Raw genomic sequence first — 19167 nt, 5'->3', positions numbered from 1 at the left:
GATGGCCGATCTCCGCTATCACGTCGACGGCGAACTGGTTCCGGTAGAAGCAGCGGCTGTTAGCGTCCGTGATCGGGGATTCGTGTACGGCGACGCGGTCTTCGAGACGCTCCGCGCGTACGGCGGCGACGTGTTCCGCTGGGACGCGCACGCCGACCGCCTCACAGCCTCCGCGGAGGCAATCTCGCTCGACCACGGTCTCTCGAACGCGGAGCTGAAACGGCGCGTCGACGAGACGTTGCGGGCGAACGACCTCGAAGACGCCTCTGTGACGCTCTCTGTCACCCGTGGAGTCCAGTCGGACACGCTCACGCCCGACTCGGCGGTCGACCCGACGGTTGTCGTCCAAGTGACCCCGCGCCCCCGGGGCGGCGTCGAGTCGACTTCCGTCTGGGACGAGCCGGCGACGCTCCAGACGGTTCGGACGCGTCGCATCCCCGACGAGTCGCTCCCGTCGCGAGCGCAGACGCACAACTACCTGAACGGCGTCCTCGCCCGCATCGAACTCCGCGTCTCGGACGCCGACGAGGCCGTGATGCTCGACGGCGACGGTCACCTCGCGGCGGGCGCGACGTCCACCCTCTTCTTCGTCGATGGCGAGGCGCTCTGCACGCCGAGTCTCGACGGTCCCGTCCGTCCGGGGGTCGCACGCGCGGAAGTCCTCGACATCGCCCACGAGGAAGGCGTCCCGGTCCGCGAGGGAGCGTTCACACCCGACGACCTCCGCGGGGCCGAAGAAGCGTTCGTGACGAACACGACCTGGGAGGTCCGTCCCGTCGAGACGGTCGACGGCATCGACGTCGGCAGCGGCCCGCTCACGACGCTGTTCCAGCGCGTCTACGACGCTCGCGTCGAGCGCGACCACTATGCCGGGGGCGGCAGCGATGTCCGAGAGTGACCTCCACTCACGTCTCCCACCGCGTCGACGCCAAACCGTCACGCTTGAATCGCCGTACCCCAAACGCGCGGCTATGGACGAGGAACGCCGCATCGCTGCGGCCGACGAGGTCTCTGCGGACGAGACAGTCGTCTTCACCGCGAAATCCGGGTTCGAGACGACCGAAGGGATCCTCACTCGACGCGACGACGGTTCTGTCATTGCCTTCACGAATTACTGTCCGCACTGGCGCGACGTCCGATTAGACACGGGTTCGAGCGCATTGGTGCGCAACGGCGAACTGGTCTGTCAGAAACACGGTGCGACGTTCGAAAAGCAGAGTGGCGACTGCAACTTCGGCCCGTGTGAGGGGGCCGTCCTCGACACTTTCGAGGTGACCGTCGACGACGGCGCGGTCTATCTCACCGACGACGAGTGGGACGCCGCCGAACCCGGCCTCTCCGAGGAGCGGGACCTCTCCTCGGGCGGTCGGATCGACTTCTGATCGGAAGTACCGTACGCCCGCATAGCATTCTCGCCGCGTGGTGCGGTACGAGCTGATGAATAAGTACGCTAACCCCTACGAGAAGCTGACGGCTCGTGGTCTTTGAACCGCATTCGATCGATACCCGAACAGCACCGCTCGGATGGTCGATTTCAGGAGAATAGCGGGAGGTAGATTTGAACGACGCCTGCACCGGTCGCAGCGCACCCTCGCAGTCTCGTTCAAATCTACTCGCGCTATGACTGCCGAACGCAGGGGTTGCTCGGCGATACGACGCCTCGCTGTGTTACGTTCGGCAAAATCATAGCGGGAGGTAGATTTGAACTACCGATCTCCGGGTTATGAGCCCGGCGGAATCTCCTGGCTATCCCATCCCGCTACTGAAACGAAACCGTGGGTTACGGTTAAGGGTTGTGTTTCACCCGCAGTGTGGCAATTTCCCTCGCGGTCAGGACCGCGTTACGCGCCACGTGAGCAGGCTCTCTGCGACGTAGTTCAGGAACATCGATCCCGCGATGGCGATCGGGATCGGGATCAACTGCCAGAGGTCGAAGCCGAAGACGACGACCGACAGATCGAGCTGTCGGAGCCCTCGAACGATCAGAAACTGGACGGCGAGGCCGCCGCTGCGGACGAGGTTCGACCGGACGAACCGACTCAGCGTCGGGAGCGGCCCCGACGCACCCAGCTCCGAGAAAGTCCAGCGCTCGTTGATCGCGAACATCACGACGATCGCGACCTCCGCGCCGACCAGCTTCGCGTACTCGCCGAGAATCCCGAGACCGACGATCAGCGCGGTCGTGGTGGTCATATCGAAGACCGCGCCGACCGCGCCGACGGAGACGAACTTGCCGAACCGGACGCCCGAGGCGAGCGCGTCGACCGTCTCGCGGACCATTCAGTCGGCCTCGACGGCGTCTGCGGCGTCCGTTGCGGCGAGGCGCTCGATCAGCGACGGCTCGGCCTCGCGGCGCGCATCCAGCAGTTCGTGCAGCCGGTCCTCCCGCAGGAGACGCGCACGGTGTCGCGCGGTCACGAGCGCTCGGCCGAGCCGAAGCGTCGTTCGGACGGGCGAGACGGTCGATCCGGGGCGGTCCTCCCAGCGCACCGGGACCTCCGCGATCCGGTGATCCAGCGCGCCAGCGACGGCGACGAGTTCGATGTCCCAGGCGAATCCGGGCTCGTAGAGGTGTCCGCGGGCCTCGCGCCAGGCGTCGGCAGTGATCGCCTTCGCGCCGCACTGGTAATCGTAGAGTCGTTCGTCGAGGAAGCGGCGCGCGAGCCACGCGAACCCGTCGCCGAGGCGGCGACGGGCGAGCGTCTGATGCGAGGCGACGTCGGCGTCTGGGTGCCGACGGGAGCCGGTCGCGACGTCGGCGTCTCCCGACGTGACGGCGTCGACGACGGCCGCGAACGACGCTGCCGGCGTGCTCCCGTCGGCGTCGGCGAAAGAGAGCACGTCGACCGAGTCGACGAGCGCCTCGAACCCAGCCGTGATCGCAGCCCCCTTGCCGCGTCTGGCGTCGACGGCAGCGATCTCGACACAGTCGGGGAGGGCACCGAGTTGACTGCGGGGGTCGGACCGCGGCGCGTCGAGTTCGACTCGGATCACGGCGGGATCGAGTCGCTCCGCGAGCGCACGGAGATACGCGCCGAGACGTTCGGGATCGGGCCGATAGGCGGGGACGACGATCCCGACGGAACGAGTCATCACCCCCAGATACCGGCTTCTGTGTGAAAAACGAACCGCTAGCGGTCGGTGGAGAGTCACTTCCTCCGGTATCCGCCCGGCGCATCACAAAACGTATGTCTCGGCGTCTCGGTCCGTGCGATACGGAGAATGGAGTACGCCCTCGTCGCCCGCTGGCTGGTCCTCTACGCCGCGCTCTTCGCTCTCGGTCTCCCGCTCGTCGCCAGGCTCCTCCCTCGCGCGAGCGGTCGGGGCGCAGGCCTGGCTGTCCCCGCTGCGCTCGTCGTCCTCAGCGTCCCCGCCTACTGGGTCGGTCAGTTGACGTGGGGTCCGCTCGCGCTCGCGGCGGGTGCGCTGACGCTGCTCGTCGCGAGTGCGACTGCCGCGCTCGACCTCACAGCCCTCCGTGACGGTCGGGTTCGCCTCGGCGTGGACATCGACCGCAACGCCGCGAGCGACGCGGCGGCCATCTTCCTCCTCGGCTTCGTCTTCGTCGTCGCGCTCCGCGCGTTCGACCCGGCGGTCCACCCCGGCGGCGGCGAGAAGTTCCTCGATTTCGGGCTTCTGAAGACGCTCCAGCGCTCGGCGGCCCTCCCGCCGGAGGACTTCTGGTTCGCGAACGCGCCGGTGAAGTACTACTACGGCGGCCACCTGACGACGACGCTGCTCGCGTGGCTGACGGGCACGCCGCCGCGGTTCGCCTACAACCTCGCGCTCGCGGGCTTCTACGCCGCGTTCGTCACTGCCGCGTTCGAACTCGCGGCTTCGATCGGCGCCGATCGGGGACTCCCGCGCCGTCTCGCCGGAGGCGTCGCCGTCTTCTTCGTCGGGCTCGCGAGCAACCTCGTCACGGCCGGTCGGTTCGCGCTGCTCGCGCTCCCCGAGCCGCTCAGGCGGTCGGCGGCCACCTACGTCGCGGCGCGAACGGACTACACGGCCGAGCGGATCCTCGCCGGTGCGGACTCGTTCAGCTACTGGAACGCCTCGCGCGTCATCCCCGGGACGATCAACGAATTTCCGCTGTTCGCGTGGCTGAACGGCGATCTGCACGCGCATATGATGGGGACGCCGACGCTCCTGTTGGCGGCGGCCGTCGGCTACGCGTACTACCGAACGCCCGCGCGCGAGCGGGGTCGCAGGCGCGCGCTCGTCTTCCTCGTCGTTCCCGTGCTCGCGTCCTGGCAGGCGGTCCAGAACACCTGGAGTTTCCCGAGCGTGCTCGCGCTCGGATGGCTCGCGGTGACCTTCGCGCCCGCGGATCCGTGGACGCTCCTTCCCGACACGGCGGGGCTTCGCTCGCGACTTCGTCGCCTCTCTGAGCGAGTCGCACGCACTAACGGCGACGGTCCGACCGCCGCAGCGACAGACGAACTCGGCCGCGTTCTCGGTTCGCTCGTCGTCGCAGTAGTCGCCGCGGTCGTCGCCGTCGTGTTCGCGGCCCCGTTTCTCCTGGGCACGGCGACGGGCGGCGGGGGACGCTCGATCGAACTCCTCGGCCCCGAGATGCGGAGCGGTCTCGGCGCGCTCGTGCTCGTCCACGGCGCGTTCGTCGTCGGCCTCGGCGGCTATCTCCTCTCGCGCCTGCGCGTCGCCCGCCCGTGGCTCCTCGCGGCCGGACTCCTCGTCGCGGGCTACGTCGGCCACTCGATCGGCTTCGCCACGCTCGCGGTCTCGATGCCGCTCCTCGTCGTCGCCTGGGTCGGTCTCCGCACGTCGCGGTCGATCGGCTACGAGGCCGTGCTCGTCGTCGCCGGCGCTGGCCTGGTCACCCTCGTCGAACTCGTGTACGTCAACGAGCAGGCGGGACCCGGCCGGATGAACACCGTCTTCAAGACGTACGCGCAGATCTGGGCGTTCTGGGGCACCGCGATGGGCGTCGCGCTCCCCGGACTCGTGCTCGGGCCGTGGGCAACAGGTGACCGAGACGCCGCACGCGACGGCGGTGGCGACGGCGACACCTCTGGATCGACGTTGTGGTCACAGATTCCGTGGCGACGCGTCGCCGCCGTCGGTCTCGCTGTCGCCCTCGTCGCCTCGACGAGCGTCTACGGCGTGCTCGCGGTCGGCGCGCACGTCGAGCGTGTCCCCGCCGGCGGACCGACGCTCGACGCGACACAGTTCGTCGAGACCGACCACCCCGAACAAGCGGCGGCGATCGACTGGATCGACGACCTGGAGGGCCGACCGACGATCCTCGAAGCGCCCGGAACGACCACCTATCCCGGCGGGACTGACGCTCGCGAGCGCGCGATGTACAGTTGGAACGCAAACCCCGCATCGAGTCTGACTGGCGTACCGACCGTGGCGGGGTGGCGACACGAGATCGGCTACCGCGGGCGCGAGGCGTACTTCGATCGCGTGCGCGACGTCGACACGATCTACACCGGCAACGCGTCGGCGCGGGCGGCGCTGCTCTACGAGTATCAGGTGCGGTACATCTGGGTCGGGCCGAACGAGCGCGCGCGCTACGGCTCGGTGTCGTTCGGCTCCGAAGCCATCGACGCCGTCCACCGTTCGGGCGACGTGACCGTCTACGAAGTCGCGCTCGGGGAACTCCGGCGCGAGCCGTCTGATGCCGCGTAGCCACTCTCGCCTCCGGCAGAAACAGCGGCAGACCGGCCGGTGAGCGGGTGATCGACCCGTGATCGACCCGAGTTATGCGCCGCGCTTGGAGATCACGTTCACCGCCTCGGCGTCGACGGCGACGACGTCGAGGAAGTGCGGGACGAACTCGCGTTTCTCGAAGGCCTCGCGCTCGTCTTCGGCCCCGACCGTACACCACAGCTGCGGCCGTTCGGCACCGTGGTAGTCGCTCTGGCGGTCGATCGAGAAGCAGACGACCTCCTCGCCGTCGACCTCGATGGTCGCGCCGCGATTGATGTCCGGATCCCCGCGGATGATGACCTTCTTCATACGACGACGTTTGCTCAGTCGGGGCTTAATCGCTTCGGAGACGCCTCGGGGGCGCTCCCAGCGTCTCTCAGCGGCCACCGCGACGAATCTCTCCTCTATGTCCGCTCGTTGTTGTCTCACACGCGGCCGGCCTCCCGAAGCCGTCTGGCGGGCGTCGTGAGCGTCGATCCGAACCAAACGGGTTTTAACTGGCCATATCGAAAGGCGCACAAGGTCGATATCTATGGAGATGCCACGCCGATTCAACACGTACTGCCCGAACTGTGACGGGCACCACGAGCACGAGGTCGAGAAGGTCCGAACGGGCCGGTCGACCGGAATGAAGTGGAACGCGCGGCAGACCCGCCGCGGAAAAGCGACGATCGGAAACGCCGGTAAGTTCTCGAAAGTGCCCGGTGGGGACAAGCCGACGAAGAAGACCCACCTGAAGTACATCTGCTCGGACTGCGGCAAAGCCCATATGCGAGAAGGGTGGCGCGCAGGCCGTCTCACCTTCCAGGAGTAACGATGGCAGGAAACTTCTACCGCGTTCAGTGTCCGGACTGCGACAACGAACAGGTCGTCTTCGGCAAGGCGTCCACGACCGTCAACTGCGCCGTCTGCGGGACGACGCTCGCGACGCCGACCGGCGGCGACGCCGAGATCCACGGCGAAGTCATCGAGACGGTCGAGCGACGCTCGGCCGAGGCGTAAGTCTCCGCTCGGAGGTTCCAATATATGAAGTACAGCGGTTGGCCTGAATCCGGTGAACTCGTCGTCGGCGAAGTCGACGAGATCACGGACTTCGGGGTCTTCGTCGACCTCGACGAGTACGAGAACAAACGCGGCCTCTGTCACATCAGCGAGGTCGCCAGCGGCTGGATCAAGAACGTCCGCGACCACGTCCGCGAGGGACAGACCGTCGTGGCAAAGGTCATCGACGTCGACGAGAGCTCACAGCAGATCGATCTCTCGATCAAGGACGTCAACGAGCACCAGCGGAAAGAGAAGATCCAGGAGTGGAAGAACGAACAGAAGGCCGACAACTGGATGGAGATCGCGTTCGGCGACGACGTCGACGACGAGCGCTACAGCGCAGTCGCGAACGCGTTGCTGGCGGAGTTCGAGTCCCTCTACGACAGTTTCGAGTCGGCCGCGATCCACGGCACCAGCGCGCTCGAAGACGTCGACCTCGACGACGACGAGATCGAGGCGATCGTCGACACCGCACGCCAGAACGTCTCCGTCCCGTACGTGAACGTCACGGGCTACGTCGATCTCCGGTGTCCGACCGGCGACGGCGTCGATCGGATCAAGGAGGCGCTCAAGGCGGCCGAGGGCGACGAGGACGAGATCCCCGAGGAGATCGAACTCGAAGTCACCTACGTCGGCTCGCCGGAGTACCGCATCCGCGTCCGCGCGCCGGACTACAAGACGGCCGAGGACGCCCTCGAGGCGGCCGCCGGCCGCGCCAGCGAGTCGATCGAGGCCGACGGCGGTACTGCCAACTACCACCGCGAACGGCACGAAGAAGACGAATAACCCCGACTGACCGACTGCGACCACGACCCCATCTTCCGCTCGTGAAATCCGACATTCGCGTGTGTTCCGCCTGGCGCGACGCCCACGAGCGCCCGGTCTACACGCTCTCTTCTACCTGCCCCGAGTGCGGCGCCGAGACGGAAAACTCCGCGCCCGCGCCGTTCGACCCCGAGGACGCCTACGGCGAGTACCGACGCGCTCTTAAACGCCGCGTCCGCGAGTGAGGGTATGGACGACATCGAAATCGAGACGCTCGCAGAGCCTGAGCTCCGCGAGCCGGCGCTCGTTGAGGGATTGCCCGGCGTCGGCCATGTCGGAAAACTGGCTGTAGAGCACCTGCTGGAGGAGTTCGATTCGGACCTCGTCGCCCGCGTCTACTCCGACGAGTTCCCCCCGCAGGTCGGCGTCGACGACGACGGCGTCGCCTCGCTGGCCTGCGCCGAGTTCCACGCGGTCGACGCCGGCGAACGCGACCTCCTGGTTCTCACCGGCGACCACCAGGCACAGTCACATTCGGGACACTACCACGTCACCGACGCCTTCCTCGACGTCGCGACGTCGTTCGGCGTCGACGAGATCTACGCGCTCGGCGGCGTCCCGACGGGTGAACTCGTCGAGGAGCCGGACGTGCTGGGCGCTGTCAGCGACGCCGACGCCATCGACGCCCTGACTGAGGCCGGCGTCGAGTTCCGCGAGGGCGAACCCGCCGGCGGCATCGTCGGCGTCAGCGGTCTGCTCCTCGGGCTCGGCGGCCGCCGCGACTTCTCGGCCGCGTGCCTGATGGGCGAGACGAGCGGCTATCTGGTCGATCCCACGAGCGCGCAAGTGGTTCTCGAAATTCTCGAGGCGGTCATCGGATTCGAGGTCGGTTACGATTCCCTCGAAGAGCGCGCCGAGGAGATGAAAGAGGTCGCAGAGAAGATTCAGGAGATGCAGAGCCAACAGCAGGGGATGCCGACCGACGACGACCTGCGGTACATCGGCTGAGCCGGATCCTGTAAGTGAGCCCGCGGCCGATCCAGGTTGGTTCGGATCGGTTCGCCTCCCGAATACGCGGTCTGCGGTACGCCCGTCGGCGTCGAGTGCTCACGCCTCGACGATGTCGTCTTCTTCTGCCGGCGGGACCGCGAGCCGGCCGTCGAGCGACGTCACCGCGCGCCCGCCCACGCGAACGTCTCCCGCGACGCGCACGCGGACTTCGCTGGGCCGGTCGACGAAGTGCCCCTGCTCGAAGACCATCTCCTCGGGGAAGTCATCGAAGGCGCCGACCTCGCGCAGGTACGCGCCGCAGGCGCCGCTTGCGGTTCCCGTCGCCGGATCCTCGGCGATGCCGACCGACGGCGCGAACGCCCGGGCGTGCAGCGTCGAGTCAGCGCCCAGCGCGTCGAAGGTGAACGCGTAGATGCCAGCAACGTCGTGCTCGTCGGCGATCGCTTCGACTGCCCCGTCGTTCGGATCGGCCGACCCGAGGTTCTGAAGGAAGTTCACCGGCACGATCAGGAAGGGGAGCCCCGTCGAGGCGACCGCAACGGGAGCGTCCGCGCCGACGTCGCGAAGCGCCGCGGGGTCGATTCCGAGCGCGTTCCCCAGCCGCTCGTAGTCGACCTCGACGCGTTCGACCCGCGGCATCTCCTGGGTCATCCAGATGCTCCCGTCAGATTCGACCTCGACGTCGAGGACGCCGACGTTCGTCTCGATGGTGTGCTCACCCTCGTCTATCGCCCCGGCCTCGCGGAGATGTGCGTGCGCGGCGACAGTCGCGTGCCCGCAGAGGTCGACTTCCTGCTCCGGCGAGAAGTAGCGGAGTCGGCGGTCGGCCGTCTCCGAGGGGAGCAGAAACGCCGTCTCGCTGACGGCGAGTTCGCGGGCGATTGCCCGCATCTGATCCGCTGTGAGACCGTCCGCCTCCGGGACGACGCCGGCCGCGTTGCCGGCGAGCGGTTCGGCGGCGAAGGCGTCTACGAGCAGTGTACGGCGGGTATCCATACCCGCCCGAACGAGGTCGCGGGTGAAAAGTCCCCGTCCCTCCGTGTGTGGTTCGTCCTGCGCCTCGGATTATTGGCGAATGGTGGCGACTCTCACGCGTACCGATAGAATGACCAGTCAGGGGGAAAGATTGCAGTTCGAATGCCGTCAGCGCAGTTCTTCGAATCGATTCTCGAATCGCTCTCGGCGGGGATCGTGACGGTCGACGCTGATGGCTGCATCAGGTACGTCGACGATACGTTCTGTGACGCCGTCAACACCGGCAGCGAAACACTTCGTGATGCGGATCTGTTCGACGCGCTGGTTCCCGCCCACAGCCGTGCAGACGCTCGAGAGGCGTTTCGCGAGCGACTCGAGTCAGACTCCAGCGACCCCGAGGACCCGAGCGTCGACGAGCAACCGATCGTGATCGGCGGTGCCTCCGCGGCCGGTGAGGGACGCTCCCACCTCCTCGTCTGGGAGTCGACGGTCCAGTCGGCGAAGCAGCGCTTCGTCGTCGGTCGTCTCGATGGGGCGACGAGCGGCGCGCTGCAGTCCGATGCGGCAGCTGACCCCTACCGTGCGCTCGTCGAAAACGCACCGGTTCCGATTCTCGTGAGCGACAAGACCGGGCATCTCCGCGAACTGAACGACAAAGCCGAGCAATTGACTGGGCGATCGCGATCCGAACTGATCGGCGAGAAGATAACGACATTGCACCCCCGTGATGAATCGGACCGATACGAGGAACTCTTTGAGAGACACCTCGAAGTGGGTGGCACGCTGCGGTATCGGCCTGACGGCGAGCAGATCCACGTCGTCGACGCCGATGGCGACACCGTCCCCGTGGAGATCAGCGTCGCCGCCGTCGAGGCGCCAGACGAGGCCCCGACAGACGAGACGCTGATACACGGTATCTTTCGCGATATCTCCGATCAAGTCTGGTACGAGCAGACGCTCGAAGAACTCCACGAGAACGCGCGCGACTTGGTTCGCGCCGAGACAGACGTCGAAATCGCAGAGTCGATCGTCGAGACGGCGGTCGAGACCATCAATCGGGACTTCGTCGCCGTCTATCTCTTTGATCCCGACGACGAACGACTGCATCCGATCGCGCACTCGGACGACGTCCCGGAGGCGTTCGGTGATCTCCTCCCGCTGTCGCTCGGCGAGAGTATCATCGGTGAGGCATATCTGACGAGCGAGTCGGTTCGACTCGCCGACGCCCGAACGGACGAGTGCATCCAAAGCTCGGAGACGCCGATCCGGAGCGTCCTCGTTGCCCCGATCGATGGGTTCGGAGCGATCGTCTGCGGCCACACCTCTGTCGACGAGTTCGAGGTCACGGAGCAGCGGCTACTCGAACTGCTTTCGCGAAACGCGGAGGCCGTCTTTGCCCGCACGGAGCGCGAACAGGAGATGCGACGACAGCGCCGCGAACTCGAAGCGCAGACGGAGACGCTCCAGCAGATCGAACAACTGAACGCGGACATCCGTGAGATCGTTCGGATCGCTATTACGGCAGACACGCGCGCGGAACTCGAGCAGAAAGCGTGTGAACTCTTTAGCACCACCGACCCGTTCACGTTCGCGTGGGTTGGGAGCCTGAGTCCAGAACGCGACGAACTCGTCCCCGAAGCGTGGGCTGGCCAAGACCAGGGGTACCTCGACACTGACGCGTTCACTCTCGACGAGACGGTCGCGGAGCCCGCAGTTCGGACAGCTCGCACCGTTGAGACGACTGTCGTCCAGAACACGGCGACAGATATCCAACACCAACCCTGGCGTCGGGACGCAGTACGCCGTGGCTTTCGATCGGCTGTCGCGATCCCGCTCCAGTACCAGGGCGTTCTCTACGGCGTCCTCACGGTCTTCGCGAGCGAGCGTGGCGCGGTGTCGGAGTGGACCACCGCCGTACTCGAAGAGTGTGGTGAACTCCTGGGCTGTATGATGAGTATGATGGAGTGGGAGGATGCTGTTCTCTCGGAGCAGGGCCAAAAACTCGACTTCGAGATCCGCTCGCAGTCGTGTCCGCTCATCCGGATCGCACTGGAACATCAGTGTTCTGTCTCGTTCGACGGACTCCACCAGAAGGAAAGCGGCGAGACGACGGTCTTCGTACGACTGCTCGCAGGTTCGGCCGAACGGGTTGTCCAGACGGCGGTGGAGTCGACTGGAATCACGTCCATCCGACAGCTCGGTGACGGCGGCGACCACGTGTTGTTCCAGGTGACGTTCTCAGACCCGTTTATCGCGACCATCTTAGCCAAGCACGGCATCCGGCTCCAGCAGATCGTCGGCGAAGACGAAACCAATGCCCGGATCCGTGTTACGACTCCGTCGACGATGCCCGTCCATCGCGCTGTCGACATCGTCGCTGCGACGTATCCGGACGCAGAACTCCTCGCGGTGAAGGGACCGGAGGATCCGCCCGTCGTCTCAGAACACTCTTCGGAGTTCGTCCTCGACGGACTCACCGACCGTCAGCGAGAGACCATCGAGCTTGCGTACTACGGCGGATACTTCGAGTCTCCGAAGGGGCTTTCCGGCACCGAACTCGCCGCGAAAATGGATATCTCTTCGTCGTCGTTCCACAATCACCTTCGGGCGGCACAACGGCACCTCCTCAGCAGCCTCTTCGATGACCGCGCTGCTGGCTCTGGCCGCTGACTGGAAATATCCAATATAAATAAAAGTTCATATGTACATATGACCACAGTGATTTTTCTATCGTAAACACTGCCATACGCACAACCAAATGGTAGTGGGGAACTCGGAGGGAATCTCAGGGAACACAACGAGTGTCGTGTGCTCCCCTGTCGGCCACACGGGCTATGGGGGGACAGGCTGTGACTGATCGTCGACTCTCGACGGGCGTCGACGGACTCGACTCGGTGTTGCAGGGTGGGCTGATCCCCGGTCGTAGTTACCTTGTCCGCGGTGACCCCGGGACCGGAAAAACGATTCTCGGCTGCCATTTCTTACTCGAAGGCGTCCGACGAGGCGAGACGACACTTTTCATCAACCTCGAGGAAGCCGCCGAAGATATCAAACAGAACGGCACGGCGCTGGGGTTCGACCTCGACTCCGTCGAGTTCCTGGATCTGAGTCCGAGCGCGGACGTGTTCTTCGAAGACAAATCGTACACTGTCTTCGAGGCGAGCGATGTCGAACGGGAGCCGTTCGCCGAGAGCGTCACCGACGCGGTCGAAACGGTCGATCCCGACCGCGTGTTCGTCGACCCGATCACTCGGCTTCGGCATCTGACCCGCGACGACCGCGGGTTCCGAAAACAGGCGATTGGCTTCCTCGAATATCTCACACGGGACGACGCGACCGTACTTTTCACCTCCCAACATACTGCGGGCTCATCCGACGAGGACCTCCAGTTCCTCAGCGACGGCACGATCGAACTCGGCGACGCCGAGCAGGGGCAATCGATTTCGGTTCCGAAATTCCGCGGGTCGGCGGCACAAAGCGGCACGCACGCGATGGAGATCTCAGACGAGGGAATGGTGGTCTATCCGGCGTTACAGCCCGAAGAGCACACTCAGCAGTTCGTCGCCGAACCGATCTCTTCGGGCGTTCCCGGCCTCGATGAACTGCTTCACGGCGGTATCGAACGGGGAACGGTCACGGTGATCAGCGGGCCTACGGGCGTCGGCAAGACCACCCTCGGGACGCATTTTATGAAGGAAGCCGCAGCGCGCGGTGAGCGTTCGGTGATCTACCTCTTCGAGGAGAATACGGCGACGTTCCACGAGCGCTCTGAGTCGATCGACGTGCCCGTGACGGAGATGTGCGAGCAGGAATCGCTGTCAATCGAGGAGATGGAACCGCTGCAACTGTCTCCACAACAGTTCGCTGGACGCGTCCGGCAGGAGGTCGAAGAGCAAGACGCCGATATCGTGATGATCGACGGTATCGACGGTTACCAAGTTTCCGTCCGCGGTCCCGAGAACGAACTCACCAGACGTCTCCACGCGCTGAGCCGGTATCTGAAGAATATGGGTGTCACGGTCATCCTCGTCGACGAGACACCCACTGTCACTGGCGATTTCTCCGCGACGGGTGCCGATCTGAGCTATCTCGCGGACAACATTGTCGTTCTCCAGCACATCGAACACCAGGGGACGCTCCGGAAAATCGGCGGCGTTCTCAAGAAACGCACCAGCAACTTCGAACGGTCACTCCGGGAGTTCGAGATTACCGAAGACGGGCTCTCAGTCGGTGAACCGCTGACGGGGCTCCGCGGTATCCTCTCGGGCACGCCCGAGTGGGAGTCGCCCCGTACCGATGACTGACGGCCGCCTCGACCCGCGCGATCCCCAATCACCGACCGTGCAGCGCGACAGACGAATCCTCCTCCTGTTGGAGCACGAGGAGAATCGACGACACCTCAAACGGTGGCTCCGGGATGACTCGCCGTACACCCCCGTCGTCGTCTCCGATCCCGAAGACGCCGTCGATGGCGACCTCTGTCTCGTCGACCCTGCTGCACTCGCACGCCACCACGAGTGGGTTGAAGCGTGCAAAGAACGCGAACGTCCGCGGTTCTTGCCCGTATTGCTCGCGACGGCCGACGGCGGTGAGACGCTTACTGACGCTCTCCGGTCAGTCGTCGACGAGACGATCACGACGCCGCTTGAGGTCCCGGAGTTTCGACGACGACTCGAAAACCTCCTCGAACGACGGCGGCTCTCTGCAGACCTCACGACCCGGCTCGAACGGAACAAAGAGCGCTACGAGACGATCTTCGCCGCGGTCGAAGACGCGCTGTTGATTATCGATCCCGCGGCCGACCGGATCGCTGAGTGCAATCCCCGCGCGACGGAACTACTTGGCTACTCCGAGTCCGAGATAGCGTCGCTGTCACCGTCCGCCGACCTGCACCGTGAGGACCGAGACGCGTACGAGGCGTTCGTCCAGCGCGTACTCGAAGAGGGCCGAGCGCGGACCGGGGCGCTTTCGTGCATTCGAAAGGACGGAACCGTCATCGAGACAGAGGTCTCTGCGAGCGTCCTCGAAGGCCACGGCGACGCGCATCCGAACATCGTGTTGAGCATCCGTGACGTCACCGCGCGGCGCGAGCGCGAGCGGACGGTCGAACGCCAGCGAGACAGACTCGAAGAACTCACCCGAATCACTCGGACGCTACAAGAGACGACAGAGGCAGTCGTTCAGGCGACCGATCGGGACGAACTCGAAGCCACTGTCTGCCAGCGACTCGCCGAATCCGAGTCCTATCAGTTCGCCTGGATTGGCGAACGGAAGTTCGAGACGGGCGGCGATCCGGTCGTGCCGCGGGCGACGGGTGGGGAGGCGGCGGCGTATCTCGACCAGGTCGACATCACCGCCGGCGAGGCCCCGACCGGGCAGGGGCCGACGGGCCGCGCGCTTCGGTCTCGTGCGGTCGAAACCGCCCAGCGCGCCACGGCTGACCCAGAGATGACCCCGTGGCACGACGCGTTATCGGAATTCGATGTCCGCGCGACGGCCGCCGTCCCCATCCAGCACGACGACACACTGTTCGGTGTCCTCAACCTCTACACCTCGCGGGAAGACGCATTTGGCGGGGAGGAACGAGAGACCCTGGCGAACCTCGGACGCGCTATCGGTCGCGAGATCACCGGAATCCGCGCACGCGAAGAGGCGGAACTCTTCGAGAAGGCGATCGAACACACCGGACACGCGATTTACATCACCGACGTCGAGGGCACGATCCAGTACGTAAACCGGGCGTTCGAGAAGGCGACTGGCTACGGGCGAGAGGAAGCGTTGGGACGGACACCGCGCATCCTACGCTCCGGCGAGCACGACCGGCGGTTCTACCGCGACCTCTGGGAGACGATCACGTCGGGCGAGATATGGGAGAACGAGGTGATCAACCGCCGCAAAGACGGCCGGCGCCAGTACATCGACCAGACGATCGCACCTCTCTTCGGCGACGACGGAGCCGTCGAACGGTTCGTCGCAGTCAATACCGAAATCACGGAGCGACGGCGGCGCAGACAACAGCTCCAGGTGCTCTATCGAGTGCTCAGACACAACCTCCGCAACGAGTTGAATATCATCAGCGGCTACGCCGACCTGCTCTCCGATCACGGGACCGACGCCGGGGGTGCCGTCCCGAGGATCATCGATTCGGCGGACGAACTCCTCCGGATCAGCGACCAGGTACAGCAGATCGAACGCACGTTCAGCGACGACAAAGAGCGCAACGTCGTCCGGTCCCTCGAAACAGTGATCCGGCGGGCAAAGCAGGACGTCCTCGACACTACTGCCGGCGTCGATGAATCGGTCGAGATCCCGCAGACGCAGCACCGCGTCAACGCCGAACTCGAAACCGCGCTCACGGAACTGCTTCGGAATGCGGTCCAGCACAACGATGCCGACACCCCGAAAGTGCGACTGACTGCCGACGTCTCCGAGTCTGCTGCGCATCCCCACGCGACGATCACTGTCACCGATAACGGGCCGGGGATCCCCGAGAACGAACGGCTCGTGCTCGAAGAGGGCGAAGAGACGCCGCTCCTCCACGGCAGCGGGCTCGGCCTGTGGCTTGTCAACTGGGTCGTGACCGAACTCGGCGGGCGGATCCGGATCACCGACAACGACCCCCGTGGCACGGTCGTTTCGATCACACTCCCGGTCACGAGCTGATTGGGATTATCGTAACTGTTCGGAGAGTCTCGCCGTACCGTCCGGCGAGAAATCTATGAGAACTTACGATAATCCCTATGAGACGGATCGTTCGCGTGACGCTTCCGAAGCCGGCCCAGACGAACAGATTAAGGGTCCAGCCGCACCCTTCACCGAACGGTGACCGAAATCTATGGGCGACCTGCCCGACCAGTTCAACTGCACGATCACTAATTGGGAGTACATCTACGGGCTCTGTCGCGACGTCAGCGACCAGGTGAAGACCGCCGATTTCGAACCGGACGTCGTCGTCGCGCTCGCTCGCGGCGGCTGGTTCGCAGGTCGGTGCATCTGCGACTTCCTCGGACTCGACGATCTGACGAGCCTGAAGATGGAGCACTACGTCGGCACCGCCGAGAAGGCCGACGAGCCGGAGGTGCGCTACCCGATGCCGAAAGGCAGCGTCGAGGGCAAAGACGTGCTCATCATCGACGACATCGCCGACACCGGCGGGTCGATCGAGCGCGCCTACGAGTACGTGACCGACCGCGACGCGGGCGAGGTCCGGACCGCGACGCTGCAACTCCTGCAGACGAGCGAGTTCGAGCCCGACTTCGTCGGCGAGCGCCTAGAGGAGTGGACGTGGATCGTCTACCCCTGGAACTTCATCGAGGATATGATCGACCTCATCTCCGGCGTGATGGAGAAGGCCGACGAGGAGACCTTCGAGGTCGAGGACATCCGCCATTACCTCTCGGAGTTCCACTCGGTCGACCGGATCGAGATGGAGATCGCCCAGCCCGATCGGATGAGCGAAGTGATGGCCGAGATGGAGCGGCGCGGCTACGTCGAATCGGCTCACACTGACGCCTGGCGACTCGTCGACAACGAAGGTATCGGCGCGTAGGGCCGGTCGGGACGGATCCGAGCCTCCGATACGGACGCTCCCGTCACGCCGGCGACCGAAGCGTTTGAATAGCGACTTCGAGTGTCCTCTGACGTGGTCTCTCTGGTCTCCGTCTTCGCGACCGCGATCCTCCCGATCGTCGCCGTCGGCGGCGTCGGATACCTGCTGGGGCGCGTCCGCGACATCGAGACGGACGCGCTCAACACCGTCGTCGTCTACGTGCTCGCGCCGGCTCTCGTCTTTCACAGCCTCGCGACGACGACGCTCGCACAGTCCACGCTGGCGCGCATCACCGTCGCGATTCTCGTCTTTCACGTTCTCGCGATCGCGCTCGCAGAGGCTGCCGGTCGTCTCTTCGGCGCGTCGGAGACGGCGCTGGCGGCGCTGACGCTCGTCATCGCCTTTCCGAACACCGGCAACTACGGCGTCCCCGTATCCAGTTTCGCCTTCGGCGACACCGGCCGCGCGACGGCCGTCGTCTATCTCTCCGTGCAGGCCGCGCTCATCTACACCGTGGGCGTCTTCCTCGCCTCACGTGGAAGCGCCGAGAGCCGCTTTGCGGGCGTCCGGCAGGTTTTCCGCGTGCCGCTCGTGTACGCCGTCGCCGCCGCGCTCCTCGCTCGCGCGCTCGGCGTCGTCCCGCCAGTCGACTCGACCGCGATGTCGACGCTCCAACTCGTCGGCGACTCGGCGATTCCGGTGATGCTGCTCCTCTTGGGAATCCAGCTCGCACGGACGAACGTCGCATCGACGCTGTCGTCTGTCAGCGGCGTCGTCGGCCTGAAGATGGTCGTCGCGCCGGTGATCGCAGTCGGCGTCGCGCTCTTGGTTGGCTTTTCGGATCCCGCCGTCGCGCGGACGTTCGTCCTCGAATCTGCGATGCCGTCGGCGGTCACGCCGCTGATCCTCGTCGGCGAGTTCGCCGAGGGCGAGGTCGCGGGTGTCCCCGTTACCGAGTTCGTCTCGACGGCGATCTTCGCGACCACAGTGGTCTCCGTGCTTACGCTGACGGTCCTCATCGCCGTTCTAGAGAGCGGCGTGGTGCTCTGATAGGGAGTCCCGTACCTGTTCGGAGAGTCTCGCCGTACCGTCCGGCGAGAAATCTATGGGGACGTACGATACTCCCTCTGAAGCCGCTGCGACGCCGGCGCTGCGGCCCGCGCCGATCGCGTGCGAACGATCACCGAACCGACGCCGACCCATCACGCTTTAGCGCCGTCGCTCGAAGCCACGACTATGGCTATCGGATTCATCGGCGGGAGCGGGATTTACGATGCGCTACCGCTGCGAGACACGCGCGAGGTCGACGTCGACACGCCGTTCGGGAACCCCTCGGCACCCCTGACGGTCGGCGAGTTCGGCGACACGGGCCGCGAAGTCGTGTTCGTGCCGCGACACGGCCCCGACCACCAGCGCTCGCCGACGACGCTGCCGTATCGAGCGAACGTCTTCGCGCTGAAGAAACTCGGCGTCACGCACGTCCTCGCCTCGAACGCGGTCGGGAGCCTCCGCGAGGGCCTCCCACCGCAGACGCTCGTGATTCCCGATCAGATCTACGACCGGACGAAACACCGCGACCTGACGTTCTTCGACGAGGACGTCGTCGTCCACCAACCGTTCGCCGATCCGTACTGCGGGGACCTCAACGAGATCCTCGCGGACGCCGCCGAATCGGCGACCGACGCTGACGTCGTCCGCGGCGGCACCTACGTCTGCATCGAGGGGCCGCAGTACTCCACGCGCGCCGAGAGCGAGTTCTACCGCGACCAGGGCTGGGACGTCATCGGGATGACGACCATCCCCGAGGCGAAACTCGCCCGCGAGGCCGAGATGGCCTACGCCACCGTCACGGGCGTCACCGACTACGACGTCTGGAAGGAAGACAGCGAGGTCACGCTGGACGAAGTGCTCGAAAACGCCGCGAAGAACGAGACGGCGATCAAAGAGACCGTCGAGGCGGCGATCGAGGCGATTCCCGAAGACCACTCCTGCGACTGCCACACGGCGCTCGACGGCACGATCAACACGCCCGACGACGCGATTCCGGACGCGACGAAAGACGACCTCGAACCGCTCATCGGCGCGTACGTCGAGTAAGTCCGGTCGTCGCGAACGACTCCGCCAGTTCCTGTGGGTCACGAACGACT

General features: G+C 65.4%; 18 protein-coding genes and 1 tRNA gene. 14 read left to right on the top strand and 5 right to left on the bottom strand.

The window, feature by feature from the left end; all coding sequences use genetic code 11:
- The first annotated feature begins 1 nt into the window (after position 1).
- Both D3D02_RS05605 and D3D02_RS05600 read left to right on the top strand, forming a co-directional pair.
- Positions 2-898 carry an aminotransferase class IV gene (locus D3D02_RS05605; protein WP_121568998.1) on the top strand — a complete coding sequence of 299 codons (897 nt, stop codon included), beginning with the start codon at positions 2-4 and terminating at the stop codon, positions 896-898.
- Between the two features lie 73 nt (positions 899-971).
- Complete coding sequence (locus D3D02_RS05600; protein WP_121568997.1) at positions 972-1382, top strand: Rieske 2Fe-2S domain-containing protein; 411 nt, start codon at positions 972-974, stop codon at positions 1380-1382.
- A gap of 304 nt (positions 1383-1686) precedes the next feature.
- On the opposite strand, the gene D3D02_RS05595 is transcribed toward D3D02_RS05600, so the two are convergent.
- The 3 genes from D3D02_RS05595 to D3D02_RS05585 form a co-directional block, all read right to left on the bottom strand.
- Positions 1687-1761 (bottom strand) — tRNA-Met (locus D3D02_RS05595).
- A 69-nt stretch (positions 1762-1830) separates the two neighbouring features.
- Positions 1831-2280 (bottom strand): GtrA family protein, encoded by a 450-nt coding sequence (locus D3D02_RS05590; RefSeq protein ID WP_121568996.1) that lies wholly within the window; start codon positions 2278-2280, stop codon positions 1831-1833.
- Positions 2281-3093, bottom strand: a complete 813-nt coding sequence (locus tag D3D02_RS05585; RefSeq protein ID WP_121568995.1) for a glycosyltransferase — start codon at positions 3091-3093, stop codon at positions 2281-2283.
- 129 nt (positions 3094-3222) lie between these two features.
- Between D3D02_RS05585 and D3D02_RS05580 the strand changes: the two genes are divergently transcribed.
- The gene (locus D3D02_RS05580; protein WP_121568994.1) at positions 3223-5655 is read left to right on the top strand and encodes a DUF2298 domain-containing protein; all 2433 of its coding nucleotides are present in this window, start codon (positions 3223-3225) and stop codon (positions 5653-5655) included.
- A 72-nt stretch (positions 5656-5727) separates the two neighbouring features.
- Here the strand turns inward: D3D02_RS05580 and D3D02_RS05575 are convergent, their stop codons facing one another.
- Positions 5728-5985, bottom strand: a complete 258-nt coding sequence (locus D3D02_RS05575) for an HAH_0734 family protein (protein WP_121568993.1) — start codon at positions 5983-5985, stop codon at positions 5728-5730.
- 223 nt (positions 5986-6208) lie between these two features.
- On the opposite strand from D3D02_RS05575, the gene D3D02_RS05570 reads away from it, so the two are divergent.
- The 5 genes from D3D02_RS05570 to D3D02_RS05550 are packed head-to-tail and all read left to right on the top strand — an operon-like array spanning position 6209 to position 8493.
- Entirely contained in the window at positions 6209-6490 is a 282-nt protein-coding gene (locus D3D02_RS05570) for a 50S ribosomal protein L44e (protein ID WP_121568992.1), read from the top strand.
- A gap of 2 nt (positions 6491-6492) precedes the next feature.
- On the top strand, positions 6493-6678 hold the full coding sequence (locus D3D02_RS05565; RefSeq protein ID WP_121558855.1) for a 30S ribosomal protein S27e: 186 nt from the start codon (positions 6493-6495) through the stop codon (positions 6676-6678).
- 24 nt (positions 6679-6702) lie between these two features.
- The gene (locus D3D02_RS05560) at positions 6703-7506 is read left to right on the top strand and encodes a translation initiation factor IF-2 subunit alpha (RefSeq protein WP_121568991.1); all 804 of its coding nucleotides are present in this window, start codon (positions 6703-6705) and stop codon (positions 7504-7506) included.
- 41 nt (positions 7507-7547) lie between these two features.
- Positions 7548-7730, top strand: a complete 183-nt coding sequence (locus tag D3D02_RS05555; protein WP_121568990.1) for an RNA-protein complex protein Nop10 — start codon at positions 7548-7550, stop codon at positions 7728-7730.
- 4 nt (positions 7731-7734) lie between these two features.
- Positions 7735-8493 carry a proteasome assembly chaperone family protein gene (locus tag D3D02_RS05550; protein WP_121568989.1) on the top strand — a complete coding sequence of 253 codons (759 nt, stop codon included), beginning with the start codon at positions 7735-7737 and terminating at the stop codon, positions 8491-8493.
- A gap of 99 nt (positions 8494-8592) precedes the next feature.
- Here the strand turns inward: D3D02_RS05550 and D3D02_RS05545 are convergent, their stop codons facing one another.
- Positions 8593-9492 (bottom strand): PhzF family phenazine biosynthesis protein, encoded by a 900-nt coding sequence (locus D3D02_RS05545; RefSeq protein ID WP_121568988.1) that lies wholly within the window; start codon positions 9490-9492, stop codon positions 8593-8595.
- A 141-nt stretch (positions 9493-9633) separates the two neighbouring features.
- Between D3D02_RS05545 and D3D02_RS05540 the strand changes: the two genes are divergently transcribed.
- From D3D02_RS05540 to mtnP, 6 genes are all read left to right on the top strand, one after another.
- Complete coding sequence (locus D3D02_RS05540; RefSeq protein ID WP_121568987.1) at positions 9634-12141, top strand: PAS domain S-box protein; 2508 nt, start codon at positions 9634-9636, stop codon at positions 12139-12141.
- A 179-nt stretch (positions 12142-12320) separates the two neighbouring features.
- A complete protein-coding gene (locus tag D3D02_RS05535; RefSeq protein WP_394337712.1) occupies positions 12321-13775 on the top strand; it encodes an ATPase domain-containing protein in 1455 nt (484 codons plus the stop codon).
- Complete coding sequence (locus D3D02_RS05530) at positions 13768-16134, top strand: PAS domain S-box protein (protein ID WP_121568985.1); 2367 nt, start codon at positions 13768-13770, stop codon at positions 16132-16134. The genes D3D02_RS05535 and D3D02_RS05530 overlap by 8 nt, the downstream gene beginning before the upstream one ends.
- Positions 16135-16306: 172 nt before the next feature.
- Entirely contained in the window at positions 16307-17020 is a 714-nt protein-coding gene (locus tag D3D02_RS05525) for a phosphoribosyltransferase (RefSeq protein WP_121568984.1), read from the top strand.
- A 93-nt stretch (positions 17021-17113) separates the two neighbouring features.
- Positions 17114-18070: an AEC family transporter gene (locus tag D3D02_RS05520; protein WP_121568983.1), complete on the top strand. Its 957-nt coding sequence runs from the start codon at positions 17114-17116 to the stop codon at positions 18068-18070.
- 186 nt (positions 18071-18256) lie between these two features.
- Positions 18257-19117 (top strand): S-methyl-5'-thioadenosine phosphorylase, encoded by an 861-nt coding sequence (mtnP, locus tag D3D02_RS05515; RefSeq protein ID WP_121568982.1) that lies wholly within the window; start codon positions 18257-18259, stop codon positions 19115-19117.
- The last annotated feature ends 50 nt before the right edge of the window (positions 19118-19167 follow it).

The sequence above is a fragment of the Halobellus sp. Atlit-38R genome, from assembly GCF_003665925.1.
Taxonomy (GTDB): Archaea; Halobacteriota; Halobacteria; order Halobacteriales; family Haloferacaceae; genus Haloquadratum; species Haloquadratum inordinatus.
Note: the sequence above shows the minus strand (reverse complement) of the source record. Positions and strands in the feature narration are given on the sequence as shown.